24 protein-coding genes are annotated in these 22138 nt (G+C 36.0%); 19 read left to right on the top strand and 5 right to left on the bottom strand.

Translation table 11 applies throughout. The annotated features are described in order from the left end of the window. Window positions 1-169: 169 nt before the first annotated feature. The 10 genes from LF887_RS19160 to LF887_RS19115 all read left to right on the top strand — a co-directional run bounded on the left by LF887_RS19160 (window position 170) and on the right by LF887_RS19115 (window position 10111). On the top strand, window positions 170-589 hold the full coding sequence (locus tag LF887_RS19160; RefSeq protein ID WP_236855848.1) for a DUF2147 domain-containing protein: 420 nt from the start codon (window positions 170-172) through the stop codon (window positions 587-589). Between the two features lie 99 nt (window positions 590-688). After that, window positions 689-1186, top strand: coding sequence for an RNA polymerase sigma factor (locus LF887_RS19155; RefSeq protein WP_236855847.1), 498 nt, complete (start codon window positions 689-691; stop codon window positions 1184-1186). Window position 1187: 1 nt separating this feature from the next. Continuing rightward, the gene (locus LF887_RS19150; RefSeq protein ID WP_236855846.1) at window positions 1188-1799 is read left to right on the top strand and encodes a hypothetical protein; all 612 of its coding nucleotides are present in this window, start codon (window positions 1188-1190) and stop codon (window positions 1797-1799) included. Window positions 1800-1996: 197 nt separating this feature from the next. After that, window positions 1997-2977, top strand: coding sequence for a pyruvate dehydrogenase complex E1 component subunit beta (locus LF887_RS19145; protein WP_236855845.1), 981 nt, complete (start codon window positions 1997-1999; stop codon window positions 2975-2977). Window positions 2978-3090: 113 nt separating this feature from the next. Next, window positions 3091-5085, top strand: a complete 1995-nt coding sequence (locus LF887_RS19140; protein WP_236855844.1) for a KUP/HAK/KT family potassium transporter — start codon at window positions 3091-3093, stop codon at window positions 5083-5085. Window positions 5086-5152: 67 nt separating this feature from the next. Then, entirely contained in the window at window positions 5153-5626 is a 474-nt protein-coding gene (locus LF887_RS19135; protein ID WP_002976876.1) for a Fur family transcriptional regulator, read from the top strand. A 3-nt stretch (window positions 5627-5629) separates the two neighbouring features. Then, complete coding sequence (locus LF887_RS19130) at window positions 5630-7369, top strand: OstA-like protein (RefSeq protein ID WP_236855843.1); 1740 nt, start codon at window positions 5630-5632, stop codon at window positions 7367-7369. A gap of 97 nt (window positions 7370-7466) precedes the next feature. Then, window positions 7467-8642, top strand: a complete 1176-nt coding sequence (locus LF887_RS19125) for an aspartate aminotransferase family protein (RefSeq protein ID WP_236859527.1) — start codon at window positions 7467-7469, stop codon at window positions 8640-8642. A gap of 188 nt (window positions 8643-8830) precedes the next feature. Continuing rightward, on the top strand, window positions 8831-9217 hold the full coding sequence (locus LF887_RS19120; RefSeq protein WP_034696870.1) for an START-like domain-containing protein: 387 nt from the start codon (window positions 8831-8833) through the stop codon (window positions 9215-9217). Window positions 9218-9295: 78 nt separating this feature from the next. After that, complete coding sequence (locus tag LF887_RS19115) at window positions 9296-10111, top strand: aminotransferase class IV (protein WP_236855842.1); 816 nt, start codon at window positions 9296-9298, stop codon at window positions 10109-10111. 79 nt (window positions 10112-10190) lie between these two features. On the opposite strand, the gene LF887_RS19110 is transcribed toward LF887_RS19115, so the two are convergent. Further along, complete coding sequence (locus LF887_RS19110) at window positions 10191-10775, bottom strand: N-acetylmuramoyl-L-alanine amidase (protein ID WP_236855841.1); 585 nt, start codon at window positions 10773-10775, stop codon at window positions 10191-10193. A 101-nt stretch (window positions 10776-10876) separates the two neighbouring features. Further along, on the bottom strand, window positions 10877-11425 hold the full coding sequence (locus LF887_RS19105; RefSeq protein WP_236855840.1) for a YqgE/AlgH family protein: 549 nt from the start codon (window positions 11423-11425) through the stop codon (window positions 10877-10879). Window positions 11426-11449: 24 nt separating this feature from the next. On the opposite strand from LF887_RS19105, the gene pdxH reads away from it, so the two are divergent. Further along, the gene (gene pdxH / locus LF887_RS19100) at window positions 11450-12091 is read left to right on the top strand and encodes a pyridoxamine 5'-phosphate oxidase (protein ID WP_236855839.1); all 642 of its coding nucleotides are present in this window, start codon (window positions 11450-11452) and stop codon (window positions 12089-12091) included. Window positions 12092-12490: 399 nt separating this feature from the next. On the opposite strand, the gene LF887_RS19095 is transcribed toward pdxH, so the two are convergent. Next, window positions 12491-12781, bottom strand: a complete 291-nt coding sequence (locus LF887_RS19095) for an HU family DNA-binding protein (RefSeq protein WP_034748416.1) — start codon at window positions 12779-12781, stop codon at window positions 12491-12493. Window positions 12782-13180: 399 nt separating this feature from the next. On the opposite strand from LF887_RS19095, the gene panD reads away from it, so the two are divergent. The 8 genes from panD (at window position 13181) to LF887_RS19055 (ending at window position 20740) form a co-directional block, all read left to right on the top strand. After that, window positions 13181-13531: an aspartate 1-decarboxylase gene (gene panD / locus LF887_RS19090; protein ID WP_029294648.1), complete on the top strand. Its 351-nt coding sequence runs from the start codon at window positions 13181-13183 to the stop codon at window positions 13529-13531. A 3-nt stretch (window positions 13532-13534) separates the two neighbouring features. After that, window positions 13535-14617 carry a lysylphosphatidylglycerol synthase transmembrane domain-containing protein gene (locus tag LF887_RS19085; RefSeq protein ID WP_236855838.1) on the top strand — a complete coding sequence of 361 codons (1083 nt, stop codon included), beginning with the start codon at window positions 13535-13537 and terminating at the stop codon, window positions 14615-14617. A gap of 235 nt (window positions 14618-14852) precedes the next feature. Next, complete coding sequence (locus tag LF887_RS19080) at window positions 14853-15428, top strand: TerD family protein (RefSeq protein ID WP_236855837.1); 576 nt, start codon at window positions 14853-14855, stop codon at window positions 15426-15428. 26 nt (window positions 15429-15454) lie between these two features. Next, complete coding sequence (locus LF887_RS19075; RefSeq protein ID WP_236855836.1) at window positions 15455-16129, top strand: TerD family protein; 675 nt, start codon at window positions 15455-15457, stop codon at window positions 16127-16129. A gap of 89 nt (window positions 16130-16218) precedes the next feature. After that, window positions 16219-16857, top strand: a complete 639-nt coding sequence (locus LF887_RS19070; protein ID WP_236855835.1) for a vWA domain-containing protein — start codon at window positions 16219-16221, stop codon at window positions 16855-16857. 19 nt (window positions 16858-16876) lie between these two features. Continuing rightward, window positions 16877-17920 carry a TerY-C metal binding domain-containing protein gene (locus tag LF887_RS19065; RefSeq protein ID WP_236855834.1) on the top strand — a complete coding sequence of 348 codons (1044 nt, stop codon included), beginning with the start codon at window positions 16877-16879 and terminating at the stop codon, window positions 17918-17920. Window positions 17921-17954: 34 nt separating this feature from the next. Continuing rightward, the gene (locus LF887_RS19060; RefSeq protein ID WP_236855833.1) at window positions 17955-19223 is read left to right on the top strand and encodes a PP2C family serine/threonine-protein phosphatase; all 1269 of its coding nucleotides are present in this window, start codon (window positions 17955-17957) and stop codon (window positions 19221-19223) included. Window positions 19224-19228: 5 nt separating this feature from the next. Next, the gene (locus LF887_RS19055; protein WP_236855832.1) at window positions 19229-20740 is read left to right on the top strand and encodes a helix-hairpin-helix domain-containing protein; all 1512 of its coding nucleotides are present in this window, start codon (window positions 19229-19231) and stop codon (window positions 20738-20740) included. Window positions 20741-20836: 96 nt separating this feature from the next. Here the strand turns inward: LF887_RS19055 and LF887_RS19050 are convergent, their stop codons facing one another. Both LF887_RS19050 and LF887_RS19045 read right to left on the bottom strand, forming a co-directional pair. Next, window positions 20837-21277, bottom strand: a complete 441-nt coding sequence (locus LF887_RS19050) for a GNAT family N-acetyltransferase (RefSeq protein ID WP_236855831.1) — start codon at window positions 21275-21277, stop codon at window positions 20837-20839. A 52-nt stretch (window positions 21278-21329) separates the two neighbouring features. Next, window positions 21330-22112, bottom strand: a complete 783-nt coding sequence (locus LF887_RS19045) for a hypothetical protein (protein ID WP_236855830.1) — start codon at window positions 22110-22112, stop codon at window positions 21330-21332. Window positions 22113-22138 lie beyond the last annotated feature (26 nt).

Here is a 22138-nt window from a genome sequence, read left to right as displayed (position 1 = left end):
AGCCAAAAAAATAAAAAAATGAAATAACAAAAGATTTCATTTTTTTATTTCCTAAATATTCTTCACTTTATGCTTTGTATAATAAAAGTTTTTGTTTGTTGAAAATTAATTTATATTTTTATCAATACGTAGGAAAGAATATTATATTAAAATTAAAACTATAAGAAATATGAAAAAAATATTGTTAACATTCGCGCTGTCCCTATTTAGTGTGCTTACGTTTGCACAGATCGAAGGGAAGTGGAAAACAATAGATGATGAAACAAAACAGGCAAAATCTATTGTGGAGATTTTTAAAAAATCGGACGGGAAATATTATGGGAAAGTTTCTCAATTACTGATAAAGCCGGCTGATCCGAATTGTACAGTTTGTAAGGATGACAGAAAAGGAAAACCAATTTTAGGTTTGGAAATCATCAGAGGGCTTACCAAGGAGAAAGATGAGTTCACAGGGGGAACCATTACAGACCCTAAAACAGGAAAAACGTATAAATGTACCATTACCAGAAGCGGAGATAAGCTAAATGTAAGAGGCTACTTAGGACTGTCTTTATTGGGAAGAACCCAAGTGTGGGATAGAGTTAATTAATCTAAGTTTAAATAGAATTTTAAAACGGCATTTCAGAAATGAGATGCCGTTTTTTTGAAAAATATTGTAACGAAAATAAAATCTCCCCACTTATGTAATATGAGCATAGAACAAGAGAAGAAATTTGTGGAGTTTTTTAAGCCCAATCAAAGACTTATTCACAAAATATGTAAAATATATACCGATAATGCTGAAGATCATGAAGATCTTTTTCAGGAGATCACCATTCAGTTATGGAAATCTTTTCCGGGATTTAAAGGACAAGCTAAATTTTCTACATGGATGTACCGTGTAGCATTGAATACTGCTATTACATTATTCAGAAATCCCAGAAGAAAAGCAATGCAGACGGTAGAATTTGACAGGATTTCTCTTACAATAGAATATGAAGCTTATGAAGAGGATGAGTATAAGCTTAAAAGAATGTATAAAGCCATCTACGAAATGTCTGACATAGAAAAAGCGCTCATCATGATGTATTTGGAAGATAAACCTTACAAAGAAATAGGGGAGATTCTCGGAATAACAGAAGGAAATGCTAGAGTAAAGATGAACAGAGCAAAAAATAATTTAAAAGCCCAAATAAGCACAAAATAATATGGAAGAATTAGAATTACTGAAGAAGGACTGGAATAAGGAATCAGATGATTTCAAAGAATATTCCGAAAAAGAAATTTATACAATGATACGATACCAATCGGTTTCCATCACAAAAACCTTATTACTGATCGGAATACTTGAAGTAATCTTATGGACTTTGTATGGGTATCTGAACAAACAGTTTCTTTTCGAAAGAGTAGGAATGTTTTTAGTTTTTACAGGAATTATAATCATCTTGTTCCGCAAAATGAAAACCGCACAGGATAGCATCGGTCTGATGAAAAATATTTTGAATCTGAGAACGCTAATTTTAGGGTATGCAGGACTTTCTTTGTTTTTAGCTGCCATTGATGGGATCATTCATTTTGATCATAATACAAGAGATTTTATGGCCGGATTTACAGATGGATGGAATACAAGACACCACATGAATGCAGCACCTGCTGACCCCGGGCAACTTCACCCTGTAATAGGGAATTATATTGTCTTTGGGATTTTTCTTGTCATAGGATTGTCTCTTCTGTATTTAATATATAAAAAGACCTATGGAAAAATTTTGCACGATCTCAGAAAAAATTATAAAGAGTTGAAGAGTCAGGAAGAAAATTAATAATTTAATGGAAATGGATTTTAGCGTTTATTTATGCTTCGTTAGATTCCTTCTTCTGGCTTCCGGTTTTCTCATTCACAAAATATTCATGTTTGAAATATTATTAATATTGAAACTTCTCCTTCAAATGAAAAGCCTTTTTATGATGTGTATAATAAAAAAACACTATTTTTGTAGTCTAAATTTTTCAAATAAATATGGCAGAATATACTTTTCGTGAGGTAATTGCACAGGCAATGAGCGAGGAAATGCGTAAAGACGAATCCATCTTTTTAATGGGGGAGGAAGTTGCAGAATACAATGGTGCATATAAAGCTTCAAAAGGAATGTTGGATGAATTTGGTTCTAAAAGAGTGATCGATACCCCTATTGCTGAGCTTGGTTTTACAGGTATTGCTGTGGGTTCTGCGATGAACGGTAACAGACCAATTGTAGAGTATATGACATTCAATTTCGCTTTAGTAGGAATTGATCAGATTATCAATAATGCAGCAAAAATCCGTCAGATGAGTGGAGGTCAGTGGAACTGTCCAATCGTTTTCCGTGGTCCTACTGCTTCAGCAGGACAATTGGGAGCTACACACTCTCAGGCATTTGAAAGCTGGTTCGCAAACTGTCCTGGATTAAAAGTAGTTGTTCCTTCCAACCCTTATGATGCAAAAGGATTATTGAAAACAGCAATTCAGGATAATGATCCGGTTATCTTCATGGAGTCTGAGCAGATGTATGGAGATAAAATGGAAATCCCTGAGGAAGAATATTACTTACCAATAGGAAAAGCAGAAATAAAGAGAGAAGGTACAGATGTTACTTTGGTTTCTTTCGGTAAAATCATGAAGCTGGCTATTCAGGCTGCTGAAGATATGGCTAAAGAAGGAATTTCTGTAGAAGTTATTGATCTTAGAACAATTCGTCCACTTGATTTTGATACTGTTTTAGAATCAGTGAAGAAAACAAATAGATTAGTTATTTTAGAAGAAGCTTGGCCATTTGGTTCTGTATCTTCTGAAATTACTTACATGGTACAGCAGAAAGCATTTGATTATTTAGATGCGCCTATCAAGAGAATTACAACTCCTGATGCACCTGCACCTTATTCTGCAGCATTATTTGCAGAATGGTTCCCCAAACTTGAAAAAGTAAAAGAGGAAATCAAAAAAGCGATGTACGTAAAATAGTTATAGAGAAAAACTTCCGAAAGGAAGTTTTTTCATTTATTATATTCATGAAGAATAATTCTTGACGTCATAAAATTAGTATAAATTTGCGCGTTTAAAATAAATTGGCTGACATGGCAGACGTTACAGAAGATGGTTATCATTTTGACATAAAGAAACTTTCTTTTATTGGAGTTTTAGTCTCTCTAGGAATTGTTTTTGGGGATATCGGGACATCACCGCTTTACGTAATGAAAGCGATTGTGAATGCAAGATCACAAGGTAGTAATATGCCTTTCAATGAATACATAGAAGGGGCTCTTTCCTGTATCATTTGGACGCTTACCTTACAAACTACCATTAAATATGTGATCATCGCCTTAAGGGCAGATAATAAAGGAGAGGGAGGTATTTTGGCCTTGTTTTCACTCGTGAGAAACCTTAAGAAAGGATGGCTGTATCTTATTGCTATTATTGGGGCGGCAGCACTTATAGCAGATGGAGTGATTACCCCGTCGCTTACCGTGATGTCAGCTATTGAAGGTCTTGAGATCTATAATCCACATACTCCTGTAGTCCCTATTACAATTGGAATTCTGATTGCAATTTTTGTGGTACAGCAATTTGGAACCAGCTTTATCGGGAAGTTTTTTGGTCCCGTTATGGTGGTCTGGTTTTTAGTATTAGGTGGTCTGGGAGTCATGCATTTAAGTGAGAATTTTGAAATTCTAAGATCTTTCAATCCTTATTATGCTTACAAACTTATAGCAAACTCCCCAAGTGCTATTGTTATTCTTGGAGCAGTTTTCCTTTGTACAACAGGAGCAGAAGCTCTTTATTCAGATTTAGGACACTGTGGTGCCAGAAATATCAGAGTAAGCTGGGCATTTGTAAAAGTTATGCTTATTCTAAACTATCTTGGACAGGGAGCTTGGCTTCTGACCAATTATAATAAACCTGGTTTTTCAGTAGTAAACCCATTCTTTGGGATTATGGAAGAATGGATGATTATACCAGGGGTAATTCTGGCAACAGCTGCAGCAATTATTGCCAGCCAGGCCTTAATTACAGGCTCATTTACAATTTTCTCTGAAGCAATGTCTCTTAACTTATGGCCTAATCAAAAAATTGATTATCCTTCAGGAGTTAAAGGGCAGATGTATATCCCTAGAATTAATTGGGGACTTCTGATTTTGTGTATTATTGTAGTTCTCCACTTTAGAGAATCAGGGAAAATGGAAGCAGCATATGGACTTTCCATTACTGTCACCATGCTTATGACCACTGTACTGTTGGTTTTCTGGTTATTAAAACACAGAGTAAGCAAGGTATTGATATTGTTTTTTGCTTTAGTTTATATGGCAATAGAGCTAGGTTTCTTCAGTGCAAATATTATCAAATTCATGGAAGGTGGTTGGATCACGGTTGTACTAGCAGGTTCTATCGGAGTTTCTATGTATGCGTGGTATAACGGAAGACTAATAAAAACAAGATTTATCCAGTTTGTAAAAATAGAAAAATATGTATCTATTCTTAAAGACATGAAGCTGGATGAGACTATTCCAAAATATGCGACCAATCTGGCGTACCTGAGCAGAGCAAAAAGAAACGATGAAGTAGAATCTAAAATTATCTATTCCATTATCAAGAAACAGCCGAAAAGAGCAGATCATTATTTTATTTTAAGTATTGTAAACCAGGAAGATCCTTATACTTTCAGATATACAGTAGACGAAATTTTACCGGGTACGGTTTATAAAATCAATTTCCTTTTAGGATTTAAAGTAGACCGTAGAATCAATGATTACTTTAATATGGTCTTGAAAGACTTAATGGCTGACGGGACTATTCCTTCAAGAAGCAGTCACCCTTCATTAAGAGCCCATGATATACCACCGGATCTGAAATATGTGATCATAGATAACACCTATATCAACGATATACTTTTAACTGTAAAACAAAAGATTACCCTTAATATTTACAACTTTGTGAAGTATATCGGAAGTGATGACTTTAAGGCTTGGGGAGTATCTTCACACAACGTTGAAGTAGAGTCTGCACCTATTACAGAGCTTACTGTATATGATAACAAAATAGAGCAGTCAGGGTACTTTCGCCACAACTCTTAAGTCATATAGTACTTAACCATAATATCTATTTAAATAAAAATCGATAAATTTGTAGATAATTTTTTTAATGGATACGATACAAAAAGAAAAAAATATAGCTTTAATCAAGGACGTGCTAAGGAACTACTTATTAGAAAAGGGGTTTAGAAACACACCTGAAAGATATACGATATTAGAAGAGATTTATAATATGGATCATCACTTTAATGTAGATGATCTGTATCTTCTGATGATGCAGAAGAAATATCATGTTTCTAAAGCTACCATTTACAACACTATTGAGATTTTCCTTGATGCAGGCTTAATCCGTAAGCACCAGTTCGGAGAAAAAACACTGACCTCTTCATCTTATGAAAAGTCTTATTTTGATAAACAGCATGATCACCTGGTGATCTACAAAAAGGACTCTGACAAAGAGATTGAAGAAATTATTGAATTCTGCGACCCAAGAATCCAAGGAATCAAAGAAGCCATTGAAGAAGCATTTGGCGTAAAAATTGATTCTCATTCGCTATATTTCTATGGCACTAAGAATGACTAATTAATGAGAAAAATCCTTTTTCTGTTTATCCTTATTTCCACGCTAAGTTTTGCGCAGGATAAAACCCCCGTGAAGAGAGATCCGTATTTACAGGCCCCTGCACCGCCCAGGCAGCAAGCACTGAAACCGGAAGATAAAGTGAAGATTATCAACGCCGATCAAATCATTAAGGACCCTGCAAAATATGATGGTAATCAATATTTCACAGGTCATGTGCAGATTGAGCATCAGGGGTCTATACTCACGGCTGATGAAGTTGTTTTATACAACGAAGAAAACTTTGTAAAAGCAATCGGCAATACAAGGCTTCAGAATACTGACGGATCTGTAATTACTGCAGGAGAAATGGAATATGATGCCAATACCCAAAAAGGTGTTGCCAGAAAAAATGTGGTCCTTACTGACCCCAAGCAAACTATAAAAACAGATATTCTGTATTATGACAGACTTGCAAGTCAAGCATACTTTAATACTGGTGGAACGATTTCTGACGGGCAGAATGTGACCTATGCCAAAGTAGGGACTTATTTCCTTAGTACAAGAGTAGTAGACCTTACCGGCAACGTAAAGATCGATACTCCGCAGTACATCATAGAAGGACCTAATATCAAACAGAATCAGAATACTAAGATTGCAGATTTTTCCGGACCTTCAACCATTACCAACCGGGCTAATCCTAAGAATAGAGTATACACCGAAAAAGGAACTTATAAAATGGAAACGAAGGAGGCTTTTCTCACCAAAAACCCCAAAATTTTCTATAACGATAAGATCCTTACCGGAGATGATATTTATTACAATCAGATTACCGGTTTTGGGAAAGCAACAGGAAATGTAACCATTGATGATCCTAAGGAAAAGAGGTATATTAAAGGAGGCTACGGAGAAATTTTCGAGAAAAAAGACTCGTCAATGATGACAAAGAATCCTTATGCTGTTAAAATAATGGAGAAAGACTCCGTCTATTTTGCTGCAGAAAAGATTATTTCCTACCAAAGACCGGATTCTCTGGATATCAAAGTAAAGAAAAGCTATTTAAGAGCCTATAAAAAAGCCCGTATTTATAAATCCAATGCACAGGGAAGAGCAGATTCTATTGCCTTTAATGAAACAGATGGAATCATGCATATGTATACCAAGCCAATCCTTTGGAGTGGAGAAAAGCAAGTGACAGGGGATAAAGTAGAAGCTTATTTTAATGTCAAGAACGAAAATATAGACTCACTGAGAGTTATTGGAAATGCTTTTGCCATCAGTAAAGTAGACTCACTGAATCTGAAAGATGAATTCAATCAGGTGAAGGGGAAGTTTATGACGGTATATTATGATAAAAATGATATTAAAGAAGCCAGAGTCGTAGGAAATGCCCAGTCGATAGTCTATGTAGACGATACCGATCAGGAAACTAAAAAACCGGAAAGAATTGGAATTACTCTTTCGGCCTGTGGAATTATCGGTGCTTTATTTGAAGAAAGAGCTTTACAGATTATTTCTTGTAGTATAGGAGCTACTGCAGATACTTATCCCATGAGTAAAATAGAACCTGCACGAAGAAAGTTTGCTGATTTTAACTGGAATACCAAAGACCGGATCAGAAAATGGCAGGATATTTTGGTGGACAGTCCTAATTACGAAGAAGTGAAATATACAGCAGATAATGAACTCTTTGATCATGCACAGGAAGCTGTAGAAAAAGAAAGAGCTAAAGAAGAAGCTAAAAAGCCTAAACGAACCCGAAAATAATGAAAAAAGACCAGATATCACTGGTCTTTTTTGTGGATTAATTTTAACGTTCAATGAATCTTTTATAGCTTTGCTGAAATTTTTGGAGACAATGGAAATGCAAAAAGATTTTTTTATATATCAGGCTCAAACCACAAAATTTGCAGCAGGTTTTGAAGTTGAAAAAGCTGAGGGAAGCTATATTTACGGGACAGACGGAAAGAAATATCTCGACTTTGTAGCCGGAGTTTCTGCCAATACACTGGGACATTCACATCCCAAAATCGTGAATGCGATCAAAGAGCAGGCAGATAAATATCTTCACGTAATGGTATATGGTGAATATGCGCAGGAAAAACCTATCGCATTGTGTAAACTGCTTGCAGAAGCTACTCCTGATCCCCTTGAAGTTACTTACCTTGTCAATAGTGGAGCAGAAGCTATTGATGGAAGTTTGAAATTGGCCAAGAGATATACAGGGAGAGAAGAAATTGTTTCCTTTACAAACTCTTATCATGGGAATACACATGGTGCTTTGAGCGTTTCAGGAAACGAAACCCATAAAAGAGAATTTCGTCCGTTATTACCGATGGTCTCTTTCATTGAATTTAATAACGAAAAAGATTTTGATAAGATCACAGAGAAAACAGCCTGTGTCATCCTGGAAACCATTCAGGGAGCTGCCGGATTCCTTGTTCCTGCTGATGATTATCTGATCAAACTTAAAAGGAGATGTGAAGAAGTAGGAGCTCTTTTGATTCTGGACGAAATTCAGCCAGGTTTTGGAAGAACAGGAAAGCTATTCTCATTTGAGCATTTTGGAATCGTACCTAATATCCTGGTGATGGGAAAAGGAATGGGAGGTGGAGTTCCTGTGGGAGCTTTCATGAGCTCCGTAGAAATTATGGAAAGTCTGTCACATTCGCCAAAACTCGGGCATATTACCACTTTTGGAGGAAACCCATTGATTGCAGCGGCCAGCTATGCTACTTTGAAAGAAGTATTGGAAAGCGGACTGATGAACGATGTAGACGAAAAGGAAAAACTGTTCAGGGAGCTTCTGGTACACCCCAAAATTAAAAATATTAATGGAAAAGGGCTGATGCTTGCCGTTAATCTCGGAACACCTGAATATACACTTGAAGTTGCTAAAAAATGTATGGAAAACGGGCTTGTTGTTTTTTGGCAGCTGTATAGAAACGAATACCTGAGAATCTCACCGCCTCTTACATTATCTATGGATGAGATCAGAGAAGGATGCAAAATAATTCTTGATATACTGAACGAAAATTAATAAAAAAATCTCTCTGTTCCGGAGAGATTTTTTTATGCTTTACATCGCATTTTTTAACGTTTGGACTTAACATAATACAGATCGGGATCCGGTGATAAATATCATGCAGATCATTTAAAAATTTAATTGTTTTTTTGCATAATAAAAAAATTAATTTATATATTGCGGGACGATAAAACAAAGATTATATGGCGAAACATAAAGTCCATTACGAATTTCCAATGCACTGTTTATCAGAGATTTTATACGAATATCTGGCAACTGCAGAAGGATTGTCTGAATGGTTTGCGGATGAGGTAACAGAGAAAGGCGATGATTTCTTTTTTAGCTGGGGTGGAGGCCCTGCTGAAAAGGCCACTTTGATCAGATATAAGCCTGAAGGTTTCGTGCGTTTTAGATGGGAAGAAGATGAAGGAACGAAAAATTTCTTTGAAATGACTATCACAATAGATGATATTACAGAAGATTTAGCTCTGAATATTACAGATTTCTGTGAAGAAGGAGATGAAGAAGAAAACGCAATGTATTGGGAAAATCTTATTGAAAACCTAAGAATAAAATTGGGTGCTGCATAAGGCCGGACTGTATTAAATGATAAAACTGATGAACGATTTATCGTTCATTATTTTTTTATAAATAAATCACATCAAAAATTGAAAAATCGATATTTTACATCAGACGAATTAAATGTAAAGAATAGAGCCTTTCTTTTCGGAGACTCGGTGAAGGTTTCTTTCTTTGTGAAAAATGGTAGATTGATCATGGATGAAGAGTGCTATTTTTTCCTGATGGCTTCCATGAGAAAGATGAGAATGAATATTCCTTTGACTTATACACTGGAGTTTTTCCAGCTGCTGTTTCAAAAAGATATTATTGATGGTGAAGGAGTGAAGGATGGCATTATCAATTTCCAGGTGTTTAGGAATAATGACGGACTGACATTGGCAAAATCCACTATTTCCTACTTTTATGAAGTTGTGGAAATGGATGATGTGTTGGCAGTTCATCAGAGACCGCAGGAACTTGATCTTATTAAAGAGATTAATGTAAACAATAATCTTTTAAGCAACCTCAGAGTACATTGTCCGGAGAATATCTACGGAGGAATCTATGCGCAGGAAAATGACCTAGATGATGTAATCCTTTTGAATCCCAATAAAAGGATTGCACGTACAACCACGGGGAATCTTCTTTTTCTGGAAGGCAATGTGATTAAAGTTCCAAAACAGACTGAAGGGGCTTATATCTCTCCCTTAATGGAAAATTTTGTTACTTTTTTACATAAGAACAATCTTGCTGATATTCAGGAGCACGAAATAATTGCTTTTGAATCTCAGAAAGCCGAAGAAATTTTAATGATTTCAGATGAGAAAGGAATATTTTCCGTAGGAAAAATAAGAAATAAAACTTTTGAAAACTCCCGTTTTTTAGAACTGGTAGAAAGCTGGAAAAACAGCTTTAATTCATAAAATTGACAAACCCGGTAAACAACAAAGTTCCAAAAGTCCTTTACCGGGTTTTATTCTGATTAAATCAGAAATTGTTTCTTTATTTATATTCGTTGATTACTTCAATGAATTTCTGTGCGATTTCTTTTTGCCCTTTTTCACTGGTAAGAAACTCCCTGTCTTTTGTATTATTGATGAATCCAAGTTCTACCAATACAGCAGGTGCTTTTGTCTCTCTTAAAATATGAAAATTACTTTCCTCTATTTTATGGGCATTGAATTTTTTATAAATCTTTCCGGCAAGTTCTTTTGAAACCTCAGAGTTTTGAACATATACTTCACACCCATTATTAGGGGTGTCTTTTTGAGCCGAACTGTTCACATGGAGTGAGATGACCATTTCAGGATTAAGCTTGTTAATTTGAGCCGTTCTAGCTGACAGAATAGGGAATATGTCCGTGTCTCTGGTTAAAACCACTTCATACTTATCCTGACTTTCATTAAACTTTTGAATTTCTTTAGCAATGCTTAATGAAATTTCCTTTTCGGTAACATGACCATATACAGCTCCATTATCATTTCCGCCGTGACCAGCATCTATGACAATATACTTTTTGTTCAGAGGAGTAAATGATAAAAACGCAGTAGAAAAAATAGATAAAGCAAAAAGTCTAATACCTTTCATATCAGTGGTTTTGGTTTTCCAAAGAACGGAAAAACTTTCTTTAAAATTGGTTAACAAAATCTTAAAGTTTGTTAATTGTATCAATCCTGACAAAAAGGCTTCTAATTCAGAGAAATATCCTCAGGAGAATTAGCCCAAAGAAGAAATTCTCCACCCAGATTCTGCATTATTGATTTCCAAAGCGTCTGATCGTTTGGAAGTGTATAATCCAGATTGTAAACATCTACTACCGTCCACATTTTCTTTTGAACCTCTGTATCCAGTTGATTGGGAGACCACCCGGAATACCCTGAAAATATTTTTATGTTCTGAATATCCAGCTCACTGCTCAGAACAGCATTAATGATGTTTTCAATGTCTTCTGTAAGATAATACTCATCGGCAATATCTGTATAAATTTCGGTAACCTTTGGACCCTTTACAATAAAGAATACCTTGTCGTTTTCTACAGGCCCTCCATCGTATACTTCGATTTTAAAATCAAAAAAGTCTTTGAATTTACTACTCATCTGGCTATTCTTTTTATTTAATATCAAACCAAATGCACCGCTTTCATTATGTTCAATAACTAATACGACCGATCTGGAAAAAATATCACCGGAAATGTCAGGCGTCGAGATTAATATTTTACCTTTGTATGAGTGATTCATACTCAAATTTAATAAAAAATATTTATGGAAAACCTGCACGACAAAAGAAAAGTGTACGAGAAATCCCAACTTATTGAAAGTGAGATAAAACAAAATCCAATTGAGCAATTCAGAGACTGGTTTTTGGAGGCAAGTGAGAGTCCGATGATCTCGGAAGCTAATGCTATGGCTGTTTCTACTCTGGAAGATGACGGTTGTCCACGGACCAGAATGGTACTGCTTAAAGCATATACCCATGAAGGATTTATTTTTTATACGAACTACGACAGCAAAAAAGGAAAGGCAATAGAAAACCACCATAAAGCCTGTCTGCATTTTTTCTGGCCCAACCTGGAAAGGCAGATTATTATCAAAGCTGATCTGGAAAAAATAGCTGAAAATCTAAGTGACGGATATTTTCACTCAAGACCAAAAGGCAGCCAGTTGGGAGCGGTCGTTTCTCCGCAAAGTCAGGAGATCCCTAACAGAGAGTTTTTGGAGCAAAAATTAAAAGAGCTGGAAAAAGAATACGAAAACAGTGAGATACCAAGGCCTGCCAATTGGGGTGGATACCTGGCAAAACCCTACGAAATTGAATTTTGGCAGGGAAGACCCAACCGTCTTCATGATCGGATCATTTACCGGCTAAATGGGCTCGATTGGGAGGTTTCCAGACTGGCACCCTAATCTTTTTTAGTTCAAGTTGAAAATGGAGTGCTGAAAGTTATTTTTAGCATCTGTTTACTAAAGATTTATTTCTATAACATAAATAGTAAAGACTATTAGAAGCGGGCTTTTAGCTCGCTTTGTTTTTTTGTTTATTTTATGTTCCAGACAAAAAAGCTTTAGCCGAAAACTTAGATTCTCTTACTATTTTAGTTTTTATAAGGGTTGGATTTAAACCTTTATTTTATGAGTTTGCCTTGAAGGTTGAATATAGAGTGTGTAAATCGAATCTGTTGTTCTGTAGTGATCTTAGCTGAAATTAATATTTAAAATATCCTTATTGGGATTAAAGATTTAAAATTTTTGCATAAAAAAGGCCGTTTCGTAGAAACAGCCCTTGAATTTTCGTAATCTGAATGATTATTTTTTCTTAACTCCAGAAACTGCATTAGATAAATCAGCTCCAGCTTTAAATTTAGCAACTTTTTTAGCCGCAATTTTGATTGGTTTCTTAGTTGCAGGGTTGATACCTTGTCTAGCTGCTCTCTCTGCTACTGAGAAAGTACCGAAACCTACTAAAGACACTTTACCGTCTTTTTTCTTTAGAGTAGTAGTTACGTTACCAATGAAAGATTCTAAAGCGGCTTTTGCTGCAACTTTAGTGATACCTGCATCTTTTGCGATTGCGTCGATTAATTCAGACTTGTTCATAATTTTTAATATTAAAGTTAGTTCGTAATTATAGCAAATATAATACTATTTTCTAATTGTGCAATTTTTTTATTAAAACTTATATAATTTTTTTGCTTTTCGCTGAAAATAGTTAAAATATGATAATTCGTGTTTTCACGAAAAACCTACGTTACGCGTTACTAAAATCATGCCAAATGCTTATGTTTATTGACTTTAGCAAAAACTTAATATTATTTACTGTATTTATTAAATCCTAAATTGGATATAAAGTATTGATATTTTTAAGCATATGATTATTAAGTTTATAAGCAAAATTAAAATTCTTTATGTTTTGTGAAATTAAACACCTGTGTTGGTGGGAGTTTTTTAATACTAACAAAGACCTGATTTATTAATTTTTATTAATAAATTTGCACCATGTTAATAGAAGTTTTCAAGTCTAAAATCCACAGGGTGAGAGTTACAGCCTCTGACCTTAATTATATAGGAAGTATAACAATAGATGAAGATCTTATTGAAGCTGCCGGATTGGTAGTGGGAGAAAGGGTCTATATTGTGAATGTAAATAACGGAGAGCGTTTTGATACCTACGTTATCAAAGGGAAAAGAAAATCGGGGGAAGTGTGTCTGAATGGGCCTGCTGCTAGAAAAGTACAACGGGATGATATCATCATCATCATTGCGTATGCACAGATGACTCCGGAGGAAGCAAAAGATTTCCAGCCGAAAATAGTTTTCCCGGACGAAAAAACAAATCTTCTTACTTAGTACATGGAGAAAACATCAAAAAGTCCATTAAAATCAATACTTACAATAGTAATATCGCTTGCTTTTGCAGGCTTTTTTTTATGGCTGGCCTTAAGGGGGCTCGATTTTAAAGTGATCAGCCAGTCACTGGCTAAGGCTAATTATCTTTGGGTATTGTTTGCTTCTGTATTTGGGCTCCTTGCTTACTGGTTCAGAGCAATTCGCTGGAACCTGATGCTGGAACCAATGGGACATCGTATTTCAAATTCCAATTCTCTTTGGTCCATATCATTTGGGTACCTGATGAACCTTACCATTCCCAGAAGTGGTGAGCTGGCGAGAGCTACTGCTTTATATGGAGTGGAAAAAGTGCCGGTAGATAAATCTTTTGGGACAATTATTCTGGAAAGAGTGGTAGATCTTGTATGTATGATGGGATTTTTACTTCTAACAGTGATTTTTAAATTTAATGCAATACTTGCTTTTTATCATTTTGTAATGGATAAGAAGGACGAGAAAGAAGAATTTGTTCCTAACTTTTTTGAAGAGCAAATGATGAAATTGGGAGTAAGTGATTTTGATTCATTTTATTTATGCGTTAAAATTGCTATTGCGATATTGGTTTTAATTGGGTTAGGCCTTCTTTATAAATATAAAAAAGAGAAACTTATCAATTTTGGAAAAGGAATTCTTCAGGGGCTCACTTCTATCTTTAAACTAAGAGAAAAAGGAAAATTCATCATTTATACATTAGGAATCTGGGTTTGCTATTATCTAGCAGCTTATCTTGTCTGTTTTGCGCTTCCTGAAACATCGGGCTTCAGCGCTGCTGACGGTTTCTTCATTATTGTTGTGGGGACATTGGGAATGATTATTCCTGCCAGTGGAGGAATCGGCGCGTATAACCTGGCAATGAAGTTTGGTTTTATGGCACTATTTATTTCGGTAGGGAAAAATGCTGACCTGGGTGGTGAAATGGGGCTTACTTATTCCTTTATTTCTCTGCCGTTACAGATTGTTATTATGCTTGTGATGGGATTGATTTCTATACCTATGCTGGCGAAAGCAAGAAATATTGCCGCTTCAGAGAAGGATTTTAAAAATTAATACAATACATTTTGTAAAATATCAGGTTCAATTTTTTAATTGAGCCTTTTTTATGGTATACTGCGGTCTGCAATGATGTCATTAATAAACTTTGAACAGTAAGACTGGAAATTTAGAAACTTAAGAGAAAATAGCCTGAATGGAAGTATTTTGATGATTTTTCATGAAATAAATTTGGTCAGTTCGTAAATCAAATCTATCTTAATGCAAAAAATAAATCATAATATAAAACACTATGGCAATTAATCTACAGAAAGGGCAGAAGATCGATATAGGATTGACGAAAATGACGATTGGATTAGGTTGGGACCCTAATGAAGGAACCGGTTATGACTTCGATTTAGATGCTTCTGCAATCATGATCGATGCTGACAGAAAATTAGTAAGCGAAGAGTATTTTGTTTTTTATAATAACCTTCATTCTCCGGATGGAGCTTTAAGTCATACCGGGGATGATCCTAATGGTAAAAATAGCGATGGAGATGATGATGAGGCTATTGTTGTCGATCTTGAGAAAGTAGATTCAAGAGTAGAAGAAATTCTTTTTGTGGTCACTATAGAAGATTTCGAAAGAAGAAGACAGAATTTCGGACAGGTAAGAAACTCTTATATCAGGGTCGTGGATAATAATTCAAACCAGGAAATTGCAAAATATGAACTGGATGAAGATTTCTCTATTGAAACAGGAGTTGAGTTCGGAAGACTTTATAAAAGAAACGGAAGCTGGAAATTTGAAGCTTCAGGAATAGGGTATAGAGCAGATCTGGGCTTCTTCCTTGAGAAATACTATAAAGGGCAAATCATCAAATAAAAATCAAATAACACAAAACGACAGATATGGCAATTAATTTACAGAAAGGGCAAACGATAGATCTAAGAAAGAATGACAGTGGAGAAAGTGTGTATGATCTTTCAAAGGTGACGATTGGCTTGGGATGGGACGTAAGAAAGCAAGGAGGTTTCTTTGGTAAAATATTCAATAAAGAAGCTGAGTATGATCTTGATGCTATCGCTTTTCTTTTAGATGGTAACGGGAAAGTGGCTAATCTTGGAAGAACAGTACAGACGAATGACGGAAGACAGATGGGGCTTTATCAGGGAGATGTTGTTTTCTTCAATTCTATGCAGCATCCGAGTGGAAACATATGGCTGACGGGAGATAACAGAACCGGTGCGGGAGATGGAGATGATGAGCAGATCATTGTAAAACTGGATCAGCTGGATCAGAGCTATCAGAAAATTGTATTTGTTGTTACCATTTATCAGGGGAGAAGCAACAATCAGCATTTTGGAATGATTGAAAATGCATTTATCCGTGCTGTGGATGCTAAAGGAAAAGAAATTACAAAATACAGTCTTTCCGGAGATTCAAGTATGAACGGAATGTGTGCAATGGTTTTTGCTGAAGCGTATCGTCATAATGGTGACTGGAAATTCCGTGCCATTGGAGAACCCCATAATACAGATAATTTTATCGATATTCTGAGACAGCAGTACTCTTATTCTAATTAGATTTTACATTTCTATATAATATACTATAAGCCGGCTTGAAAGTCTTCGACTTCCTCCGCCGGCTTCAGAATTAATACCTGCCTTATAAAATGACCAGAAGATTATTAGCCTACTTTTTATTAGACACTTCCGGTTCTATGAACGGAGAACCAATTCAGGCACTCAATAACGGATTCAATGGATTGATCAGTATGCTTCGTGCAGATCCGCAGGCAATGGACAGTCTGCATCTAAGTGTCATTACCTTCGATAGAGAAGTTAAAAATACTGTACCATTGATAGACCTTGCCAGTTTCTATCCAATGGAAATTACCTGTCCGGATAGCGGCCCCACTCATACGGGAGCAGCATTGGAAATGGTGTCAGAGCTTGTCAGGAAAGAGCTTGTGAAAGAATCCGCTGATGCAAAAGGAGACTGGCAGCCGCTGCTTTTTATCTTTACGGATGGGAAGCCTTCGGATATTCAGAAATACAGACAGATGATCCCTGTGATCAGAGGACTTGAATTTGGAGCCATTGTAGGATGTGCAGCAGGACCTAAAGCAGATGAAAAATTCCTTAAGGAACTTACAGATCACGTCGTAAAACTGGATACTACAGATGCTATTACCCTTTCTTCTTTCTTCAGATGGGTAAGTTCTTCCATTACACAAGGGGGACATTCACAGCACACAGGAGAAAACATTCCACTTCCTCCACCACCATCGGAGCTTACTATTATTATTTAAAAAAATTGCCTTTACCATTATGAGAAGATTGCCCATTTATTTTTTAGTAGACGTCTCCGAGTCTATGGTAGGAGAGCCTATAGAACAGGTACAGGAAGGTATTGCCAATATCATCAGAGAATTAAAAAAAGATCCATATTCATTGGAAACGGTTTATATCTCAGTGGTAGGATTTGCAGGAGAAGCTGAAGTGATTATACCGCTTCAGGATATTATCAGTTTTTATCCTCCGAAAATTCCAATTGGAAGCGGCACCTCACTTTCCCAGGGATTGATACAGGTAATGGATTGTATAGACAGGGATATTGTAAAAACAACCTACGAAAGAAAAGGAGACTGGAAGCCTATTGTTTTTCTGTTTACGGATGGCGTTCCTACTGATGATGCTACAAAAGCGATCGAAAGATGGAACAACAAGTATAATGGAAAAGCCAATACGATTGCCGTATCAATAGGTGAAAATACAAACTATAAGCTTCTGGGTTCTTTAGCAGATCATGTACTTCTATTTAACAATTCTGATGAGAATTCATATAAAGAATTTTTTAAATGGGTTACAGATTCTATTAAAACTACCAGTCAGAGCGTTACCGAAGCGAAAAAAGAAGGAATCAACCTTTCAAAGATTGACTCTCATATTCTGGAAAAGATAGATCCTGAAATGGAACAGAGATTTCCTGACAATAATTTTGTTGTGCTGAACGGAAAATGTTCAGAAACTCAAAAATTATATCTGATGAAGTTTAAAAAAACATTTGCAGAATCCAGTATACCGGGAATGTCTACCAGATATTACAGACTGGATGGCGCTTATAAAATCGATGAAAAAGCGTACTACCGGTTATCCTCTTCTCAGAAGAATAATCTTAAAATATCCATAGAAGAACTTCAGGGAGGAACTTCGTGTCCGCATTGTGCAAACCCTGTTGCACTGGCAACCTGCTCTTGTGGAGGAATTCATTGTTTGAACGGGGAGGGTTATAATAAATGCCCGTGGTGTGGAACATCAGATTACTATGGTTTCTCCAGTGAAGGGTTTGATATCAACAGAACGTTGGGATAAGGGAAAGAATATGAAATAAAAAAAGAGCTCGCTTATGAAAATACCTTCATTCTATTTTGGAACTTCAAAAAAAGCTATGGAAAAATCTGTTGTTTACAAAGAAAAAGAAGAATTTAAAGAAGTGCATTGGGTTTTAAAAAATGCAGCTTCAAATAAGCTTTATGAATTCAGTTTTGACATGGAATATTTTCCGAATATAAGAATTCAGAATATCGGGAACCTTGATGAAACCGGACTTGTATTTAAAGATAATAAAATTTCAGGAACTCCCGTTGTTAGTAATGTTTATCACCTGGATATTGAATTTTACCATATTGATGATGAAAAAAATATTAACATAAAAAAAGTAGATTTGTTTGTCAATGCAGATCCTAAAGATTTGTGGAAAAATATACCGTCTGATCAAACCGCAGCCTTTTATAAAGCGGACGAAGACTCATTTAAAGGAGCTTTTTTAGACAGAAAGATTGTTGTTGCTTCAAAAAGAGGCCGTGCTCATGCCCATGAAGGTAAATTCCGGGAAGATGACTTTGCAGTGAGTAAACTTCCTTTGGAATGGAATATTATTTCTGTTTCTGACGGTGCGGGTTCCGCCAAATTTGCAAGAGAAGGTTCCAGATTAGCAACCATTTCAGTGAATGAATTTTTCAGATCAGAAGAACGACTGAAAGAAATTGAAGACCGTCTAAAAATTCTTTATCAGACTGAATATTCAGAGGAAATCCATACACAGGTAAAGAAAGAAATTATAAACCTTTTGTATAAAGGTGTTTTATACACGTATAGTACACTGGAAAAAACGGCTGCAGATAATGATTTTGCAGTCAGTGAGCTCAATGCAACTCTTATTTTTGCCTTAGTTAAAAAGTTCAGCTTTGGATATGTAATGCTGACTTTTGGAGTGGGAGACTGTCCGATTAATCTGATCAATACTGATTTTTCTGAAGTGGAACTTTTAAACAGAATGGATGTCGGTGAGTTTAGTGGCGGTACCCGTTTCATTACCACGAAAGGAATTTTTAATGAATCAGTTGCTACCCGTTTCGGAATTACCTGTGTAGAGAATTTTTTATATCTTGTTTTAATGACGGATGGAATTTATGATCCGAAACTGGGAACAGAAAGTAAACTGGAAGATATAGAAAGCTGGAAAGCATTTTTCAATGATCTTTCCGGAAATAATGAAGACCGTGTTCAAGTCGATTTTATGAGAGAAGCTTACATTGATAAACAGCTTTTACAATGGACGGATTTCTGGAGCCGGGGAAATCACGATGACCGTACACTGGCGATAATCTATTAATACCCATGAAAAAGACCATTAAGGTTGTTTCTGTTCTGGATACAGCCAAATATTATGAATATGTAGATGAAAGCCCTATCCGGGGTGGGGTGAAAGATGTTTATTTTTCTCCCGATAGAGACTATGTGGTGGCTTTTTACCGAAATCCATTAGATGAAGGGCAGAAAGAAAGGATTATGAGAATTGTTTCCACATATCTTCAGAATATACAGAACGGAAGCGCTTCAGAATACTTTTTGAATGAAATATTCAGATGGCCTTATGATATTGTTGAAAAAGGAAAACTGACGGGAATTGTAGTACCTGTGTATCATAAGAAGTTTTTCTTCAGCAAAGGCTACATTGGTTCAGATAATATTCAGGGACAGGATAAAGTGGGTAAATGGTTTACGGCTCCTATGTTCAGAAATCCGCAATATCCCTTAAGGCTGGATCAATCGGAATTGGGGGACTGGCTGAGTTATTTTCAAATTGCCATTAATATCAGCCGTGGAGTGAAGAAACTGCATCAGATGGGACTTGCCCATTCGGATCTTTCCTACAATAATATTCTGGTGGATCCCGTTACCAAATCTGCCTGTATTATTGATATTGATGGATTAGTGGTTCCTAAATTATTCCCTCCGGAAGTGATCGGAACTGCTGACTTTATCGCTCCTGAAGTTTTAAAAACTCAGCATTTAAGTCTTCAGGATCCCGAAAGGCACCTTCCCAACCAGAAAACTGATTTACACGCTCTTGCAGTTCTTATTTATATGTATCTGCTGAGAAGGCATCCTTTAAGAGGAGGGAAAATATGGGACCTGGATTCTGAGAAAGACGAAATCATCTCAATGGGTGAAAAAGCCCTGTTTGTAGAACACCCTGAAGATCCTTCCAATCATGTAAAAGCGGATCATCTCAGGAAATGGGATGCTTTTTGGGGAGATCCTCAGAAGATTTCTTATACCGTAACGGGGCCTTATCTTTCCGAACTGTTCAGGAAAGCTTTTATTGAAGGTCTGCATGATCCTATCAGGCGCCCCACAGCCAATGAGTGGGAAGCAGCTCTCCTGAAAACGGTAGATCTTATACAGCCCTGTCACAATACCGGGTGTACAGAAAAATGGTACGTCTTTGACAATACCAGTAATCCGCACTGCCCTTTCTGCGGGACACCTCATCAGGGTACATTACCTGTTTTAGATCTCTATTTTAAATTTGATGATGAAGTATGGAAACCGGAAAATCACAGACTGATGGTTTACCATAATCAGTACTTATTCAAATGGCATGTTTCCAGAAAAGTCATCCGTAATGAGAATCTTACGATGCAGGATAAAATGCCTGTAGGATATTTCACTTTTCATCAGGGGAAATGGGTATTGGTGAATCAGGCTTTAAGAGGGATGAAGGATATTACAGAACAAAAGGAAATCCCTCCGGGGTCTATGGTAGAGCTAACGGATGGAAAAAAAATATTACTCTCCAGTGAAGAAGGAGGAAGGCTTATTTATGTCACAATGGCAAATAAGTGAATAATTATTATATAGATCAATAGGAACGGGCTTTAGCCCGTTTTCAATTAAATACACATTCAACGGCTTTAGCCAAAACTTAAATCATCGTCAATTCTATTGCTTTTCAGTTTCCATAAAATAAGAATTCTGATCTTCATCCACGATTCTGAAACCTAGACTTGTATAAAGATGTTGGGCTTTATTGGTTTTCAAAACACTTAAGGATACTGTTTTTCCTACTAATGAAGCTTCCTCCAGGATATCAGTCAAAATCTTTTTTCCCAGTCCTTTGCCCTGTTGAGCAGGATCAATCTGAAGCTGCAGGATATCAATATTGGTAAATGTTCTGTCTACCTTTAGCAGCCCGATGGGTTGATTGTCTAAAAGAATAATGTTGGCTTTTTCAAACTGATAGAGAATTCTTTGCATCGTTGTTTGCCTGTCGGTAGAAAGCCCTGATACTTCATAATGAGGAACCATGGTTTTCGTTCTCAGATCAAAAAGGAAATCAAGGTCTCTTTCGGTTGCTTGTCTGTAGGTAAGTGAAGTATTCATATTTTCTTGAATTCTAATTTCAGGCCAGATGATCAGTCATTCTGAAAAAAAATTAATAAGAATCTAAGATAACGATTCTGGGATTTTTTTCGACATTAATTCTCATCTTCATTTCAATGGCTTGTTTAAAAAACGAATAAGCATAATAGATCGTCTGTGCATAAGGACCTTTTTCATCAACGGAACAGTCTTTTATGAAATCACACTCACTTTCAATTTCTTTAAATAGGATGAGTTTATTTTGATAATCAGCCGTTATATGCCGGATGACATCCTCTTCACTTTCTGTAAACTCATAATCATAACCGTCCATTTTTTTATCTAAGATCATTTTCATCAGTAGAATCATATAATCATTAAATTGTAAAAAATCTGTTGAATCTATATTAATACCGCCGTCACTTTGTCCTGATTTGTAATTTTCCAATTCATAAATAGGGAAATAATGAGTATAATTTCCATATTGAAACATATAGCTGGTACAAACCGTTGAGGTAGGAAGTTCATACAAAAGGATGAGCCCGTAACGGTCATACAATTCTTCAAGATATTTTTCTCTTATAGAATAATCCCTTCCTTTCAATTCCGAATACACCTCCTCAATGAGAAAAAGAACAATCTCAAACAGTTCATCAGCCGTTATGGTATTAATATCATTTTTGACTTTTTCTAACACTTTTTCAAAGATAACATCATAGGTTCCTATTTCTTTTTTTCTCTCATCCAAAAATGCCTTGAATGTTTTTGTATGAAAGGTTTTATGTTGAAGATCCGCATAAAGGAAAGAAGAGGCTTTTTCCTTATTAAACATATAAATTGAAGTATGTCTTCCCATTTCCCTGTTGTAATTCTTTATGACTG

It is taken from the genome of Chryseobacterium sp. MEBOG06 (assembly GCF_021869765.1).
Taxonomy (GTDB): Bacteria; Bacteroidota; Bacteroidia; order Flavobacteriales; family Weeksellaceae; genus Chryseobacterium.
Note: the sequence above shows the minus strand (reverse complement) of the source record. Positions and strands in the feature narration are given on the sequence as shown.

Coding starts and splice junctions, on each gene's coding strand:
- LF887_RS19160 (WP_236855848.1), top strand. CDS start 170: ATGAAAAAAATATTGTTAACATTCGCGCTGTCCCTATTTAGTGTGCTT.
- LF887_RS19155 (WP_236855847.1), top strand. CDS start 689: ATGAGCATAGAACAAGAGAAGAAATTTGTGGAGTTTTTTAAGCCCAAT.
- LF887_RS19150 (WP_236855846.1), top strand. CDS start 1,188: ATGGAAGAATTAGAATTACTGAAGAAGGACTGGAATAAGGAATCAGAT.
- LF887_RS19145 (WP_236855845.1), top strand. CDS start 1,997: ATGGCAGAATATACTTTTCGTGAGGTAATTGCACAGGCAATGAGCGAG.
- LF887_RS19140 (WP_236855844.1), top strand. CDS start 3,091: ATGGCAGACGTTACAGAAGATGGTTATCATTTTGACATAAAGAAACTT.
- LF887_RS19135 (WP_002976876.1), top strand. CDS start 5,153: ATGGATACGATACAAAAAGAAAAAAATATAGCTTTAATCAAGGACGTG.
- LF887_RS19130 (WP_236855843.1), top strand. CDS start 5,630: ATGAGAAAAATCCTTTTTCTGTTTATCCTTATTTCCACGCTAAGTTTT.
- LF887_RS19125 (WP_236859527.1), top strand. CDS start 7,467: ATGCAAAAAGATTTTTTTATATATCAGGCTCAAACCACAAAATTTGCA.
- LF887_RS19120 (WP_034696870.1), top strand. CDS start 8,831: ATGGCGAAACATAAAGTCCATTACGAATTTCCAATGCACTGTTTATCA.
- LF887_RS19110 (WP_236855841.1), bottom strand. CDS start 10,775: ATGAAAGGTATTAGACTTTTTGCTTTATCTATTTTTTCTACTGCGTTT.
- LF887_RS19105 (WP_236855840.1), bottom strand. CDS start 11,425: ATGAATCACTCATACAAAGGTAAAATATTAATCTCGACGCCTGACATT.
- pdxH (WP_236855839.1), top strand. CDS start 11,450: ATGGAAAACCTGCACGACAAAAGAAAAGTGTACGAGAAATCCCAACTT.
- LF887_RS19095 (WP_034748416.1), bottom strand. CDS start 12,781: ATGAACAAGTCTGAATTAATCGACGCAATCGCAAAAGATGCAGGTATC.
- panD (WP_029294648.1), top strand. CDS start 13,181: ATGTTAATAGAAGTTTTCAAGTCTAAAATCCACAGGGTGAGAGTTACA.
- LF887_RS19085 (WP_236855838.1), top strand. CDS start 13,535: ATGGAGAAAACATCAAAAAGTCCATTAAAATCAATACTTACAATAGTA.
- LF887_RS19080 (WP_236855837.1), top strand. CDS start 14,853: ATGGCAATTAATCTACAGAAAGGGCAGAAGATCGATATAGGATTGACG.
- LF887_RS19075 (WP_236855836.1), top strand. CDS start 15,455: ATGGCAATTAATTTACAGAAAGGGCAAACGATAGATCTAAGAAAGAAT.
- LF887_RS19070 (WP_236855835.1), top strand. CDS start 16,219: ATGACCAGAAGATTATTAGCCTACTTTTTATTAGACACTTCCGGTTCT.
- LF887_RS19065 (WP_236855834.1), top strand. CDS start 16,877: ATGAGAAGATTGCCCATTTATTTTTTAGTAGACGTCTCCGAGTCTATG.
- LF887_RS19060 (WP_236855833.1), top strand. CDS start 17,955: ATGAAAATACCTTCATTCTATTTTGGAACTTCAAAAAAAGCTATGGAA.
- LF887_RS19055 (WP_236855832.1), top strand. CDS start 19,229: ATGAAAAAGACCATTAAGGTTGTTTCTGTTCTGGATACAGCCAAATAT.
- LF887_RS19050 (WP_236855831.1), bottom strand. CDS start 21,277: ATGAATACTTCACTTACCTACAGACAAGCAACCGAAAGAGACCTTGAT.
- LF887_RS19045 (WP_236855830.1), bottom strand. CDS start 22,112: ATGGGAAGACATACTTCAATTTATATGTTTAATAAGGAAAAAGCCTCT.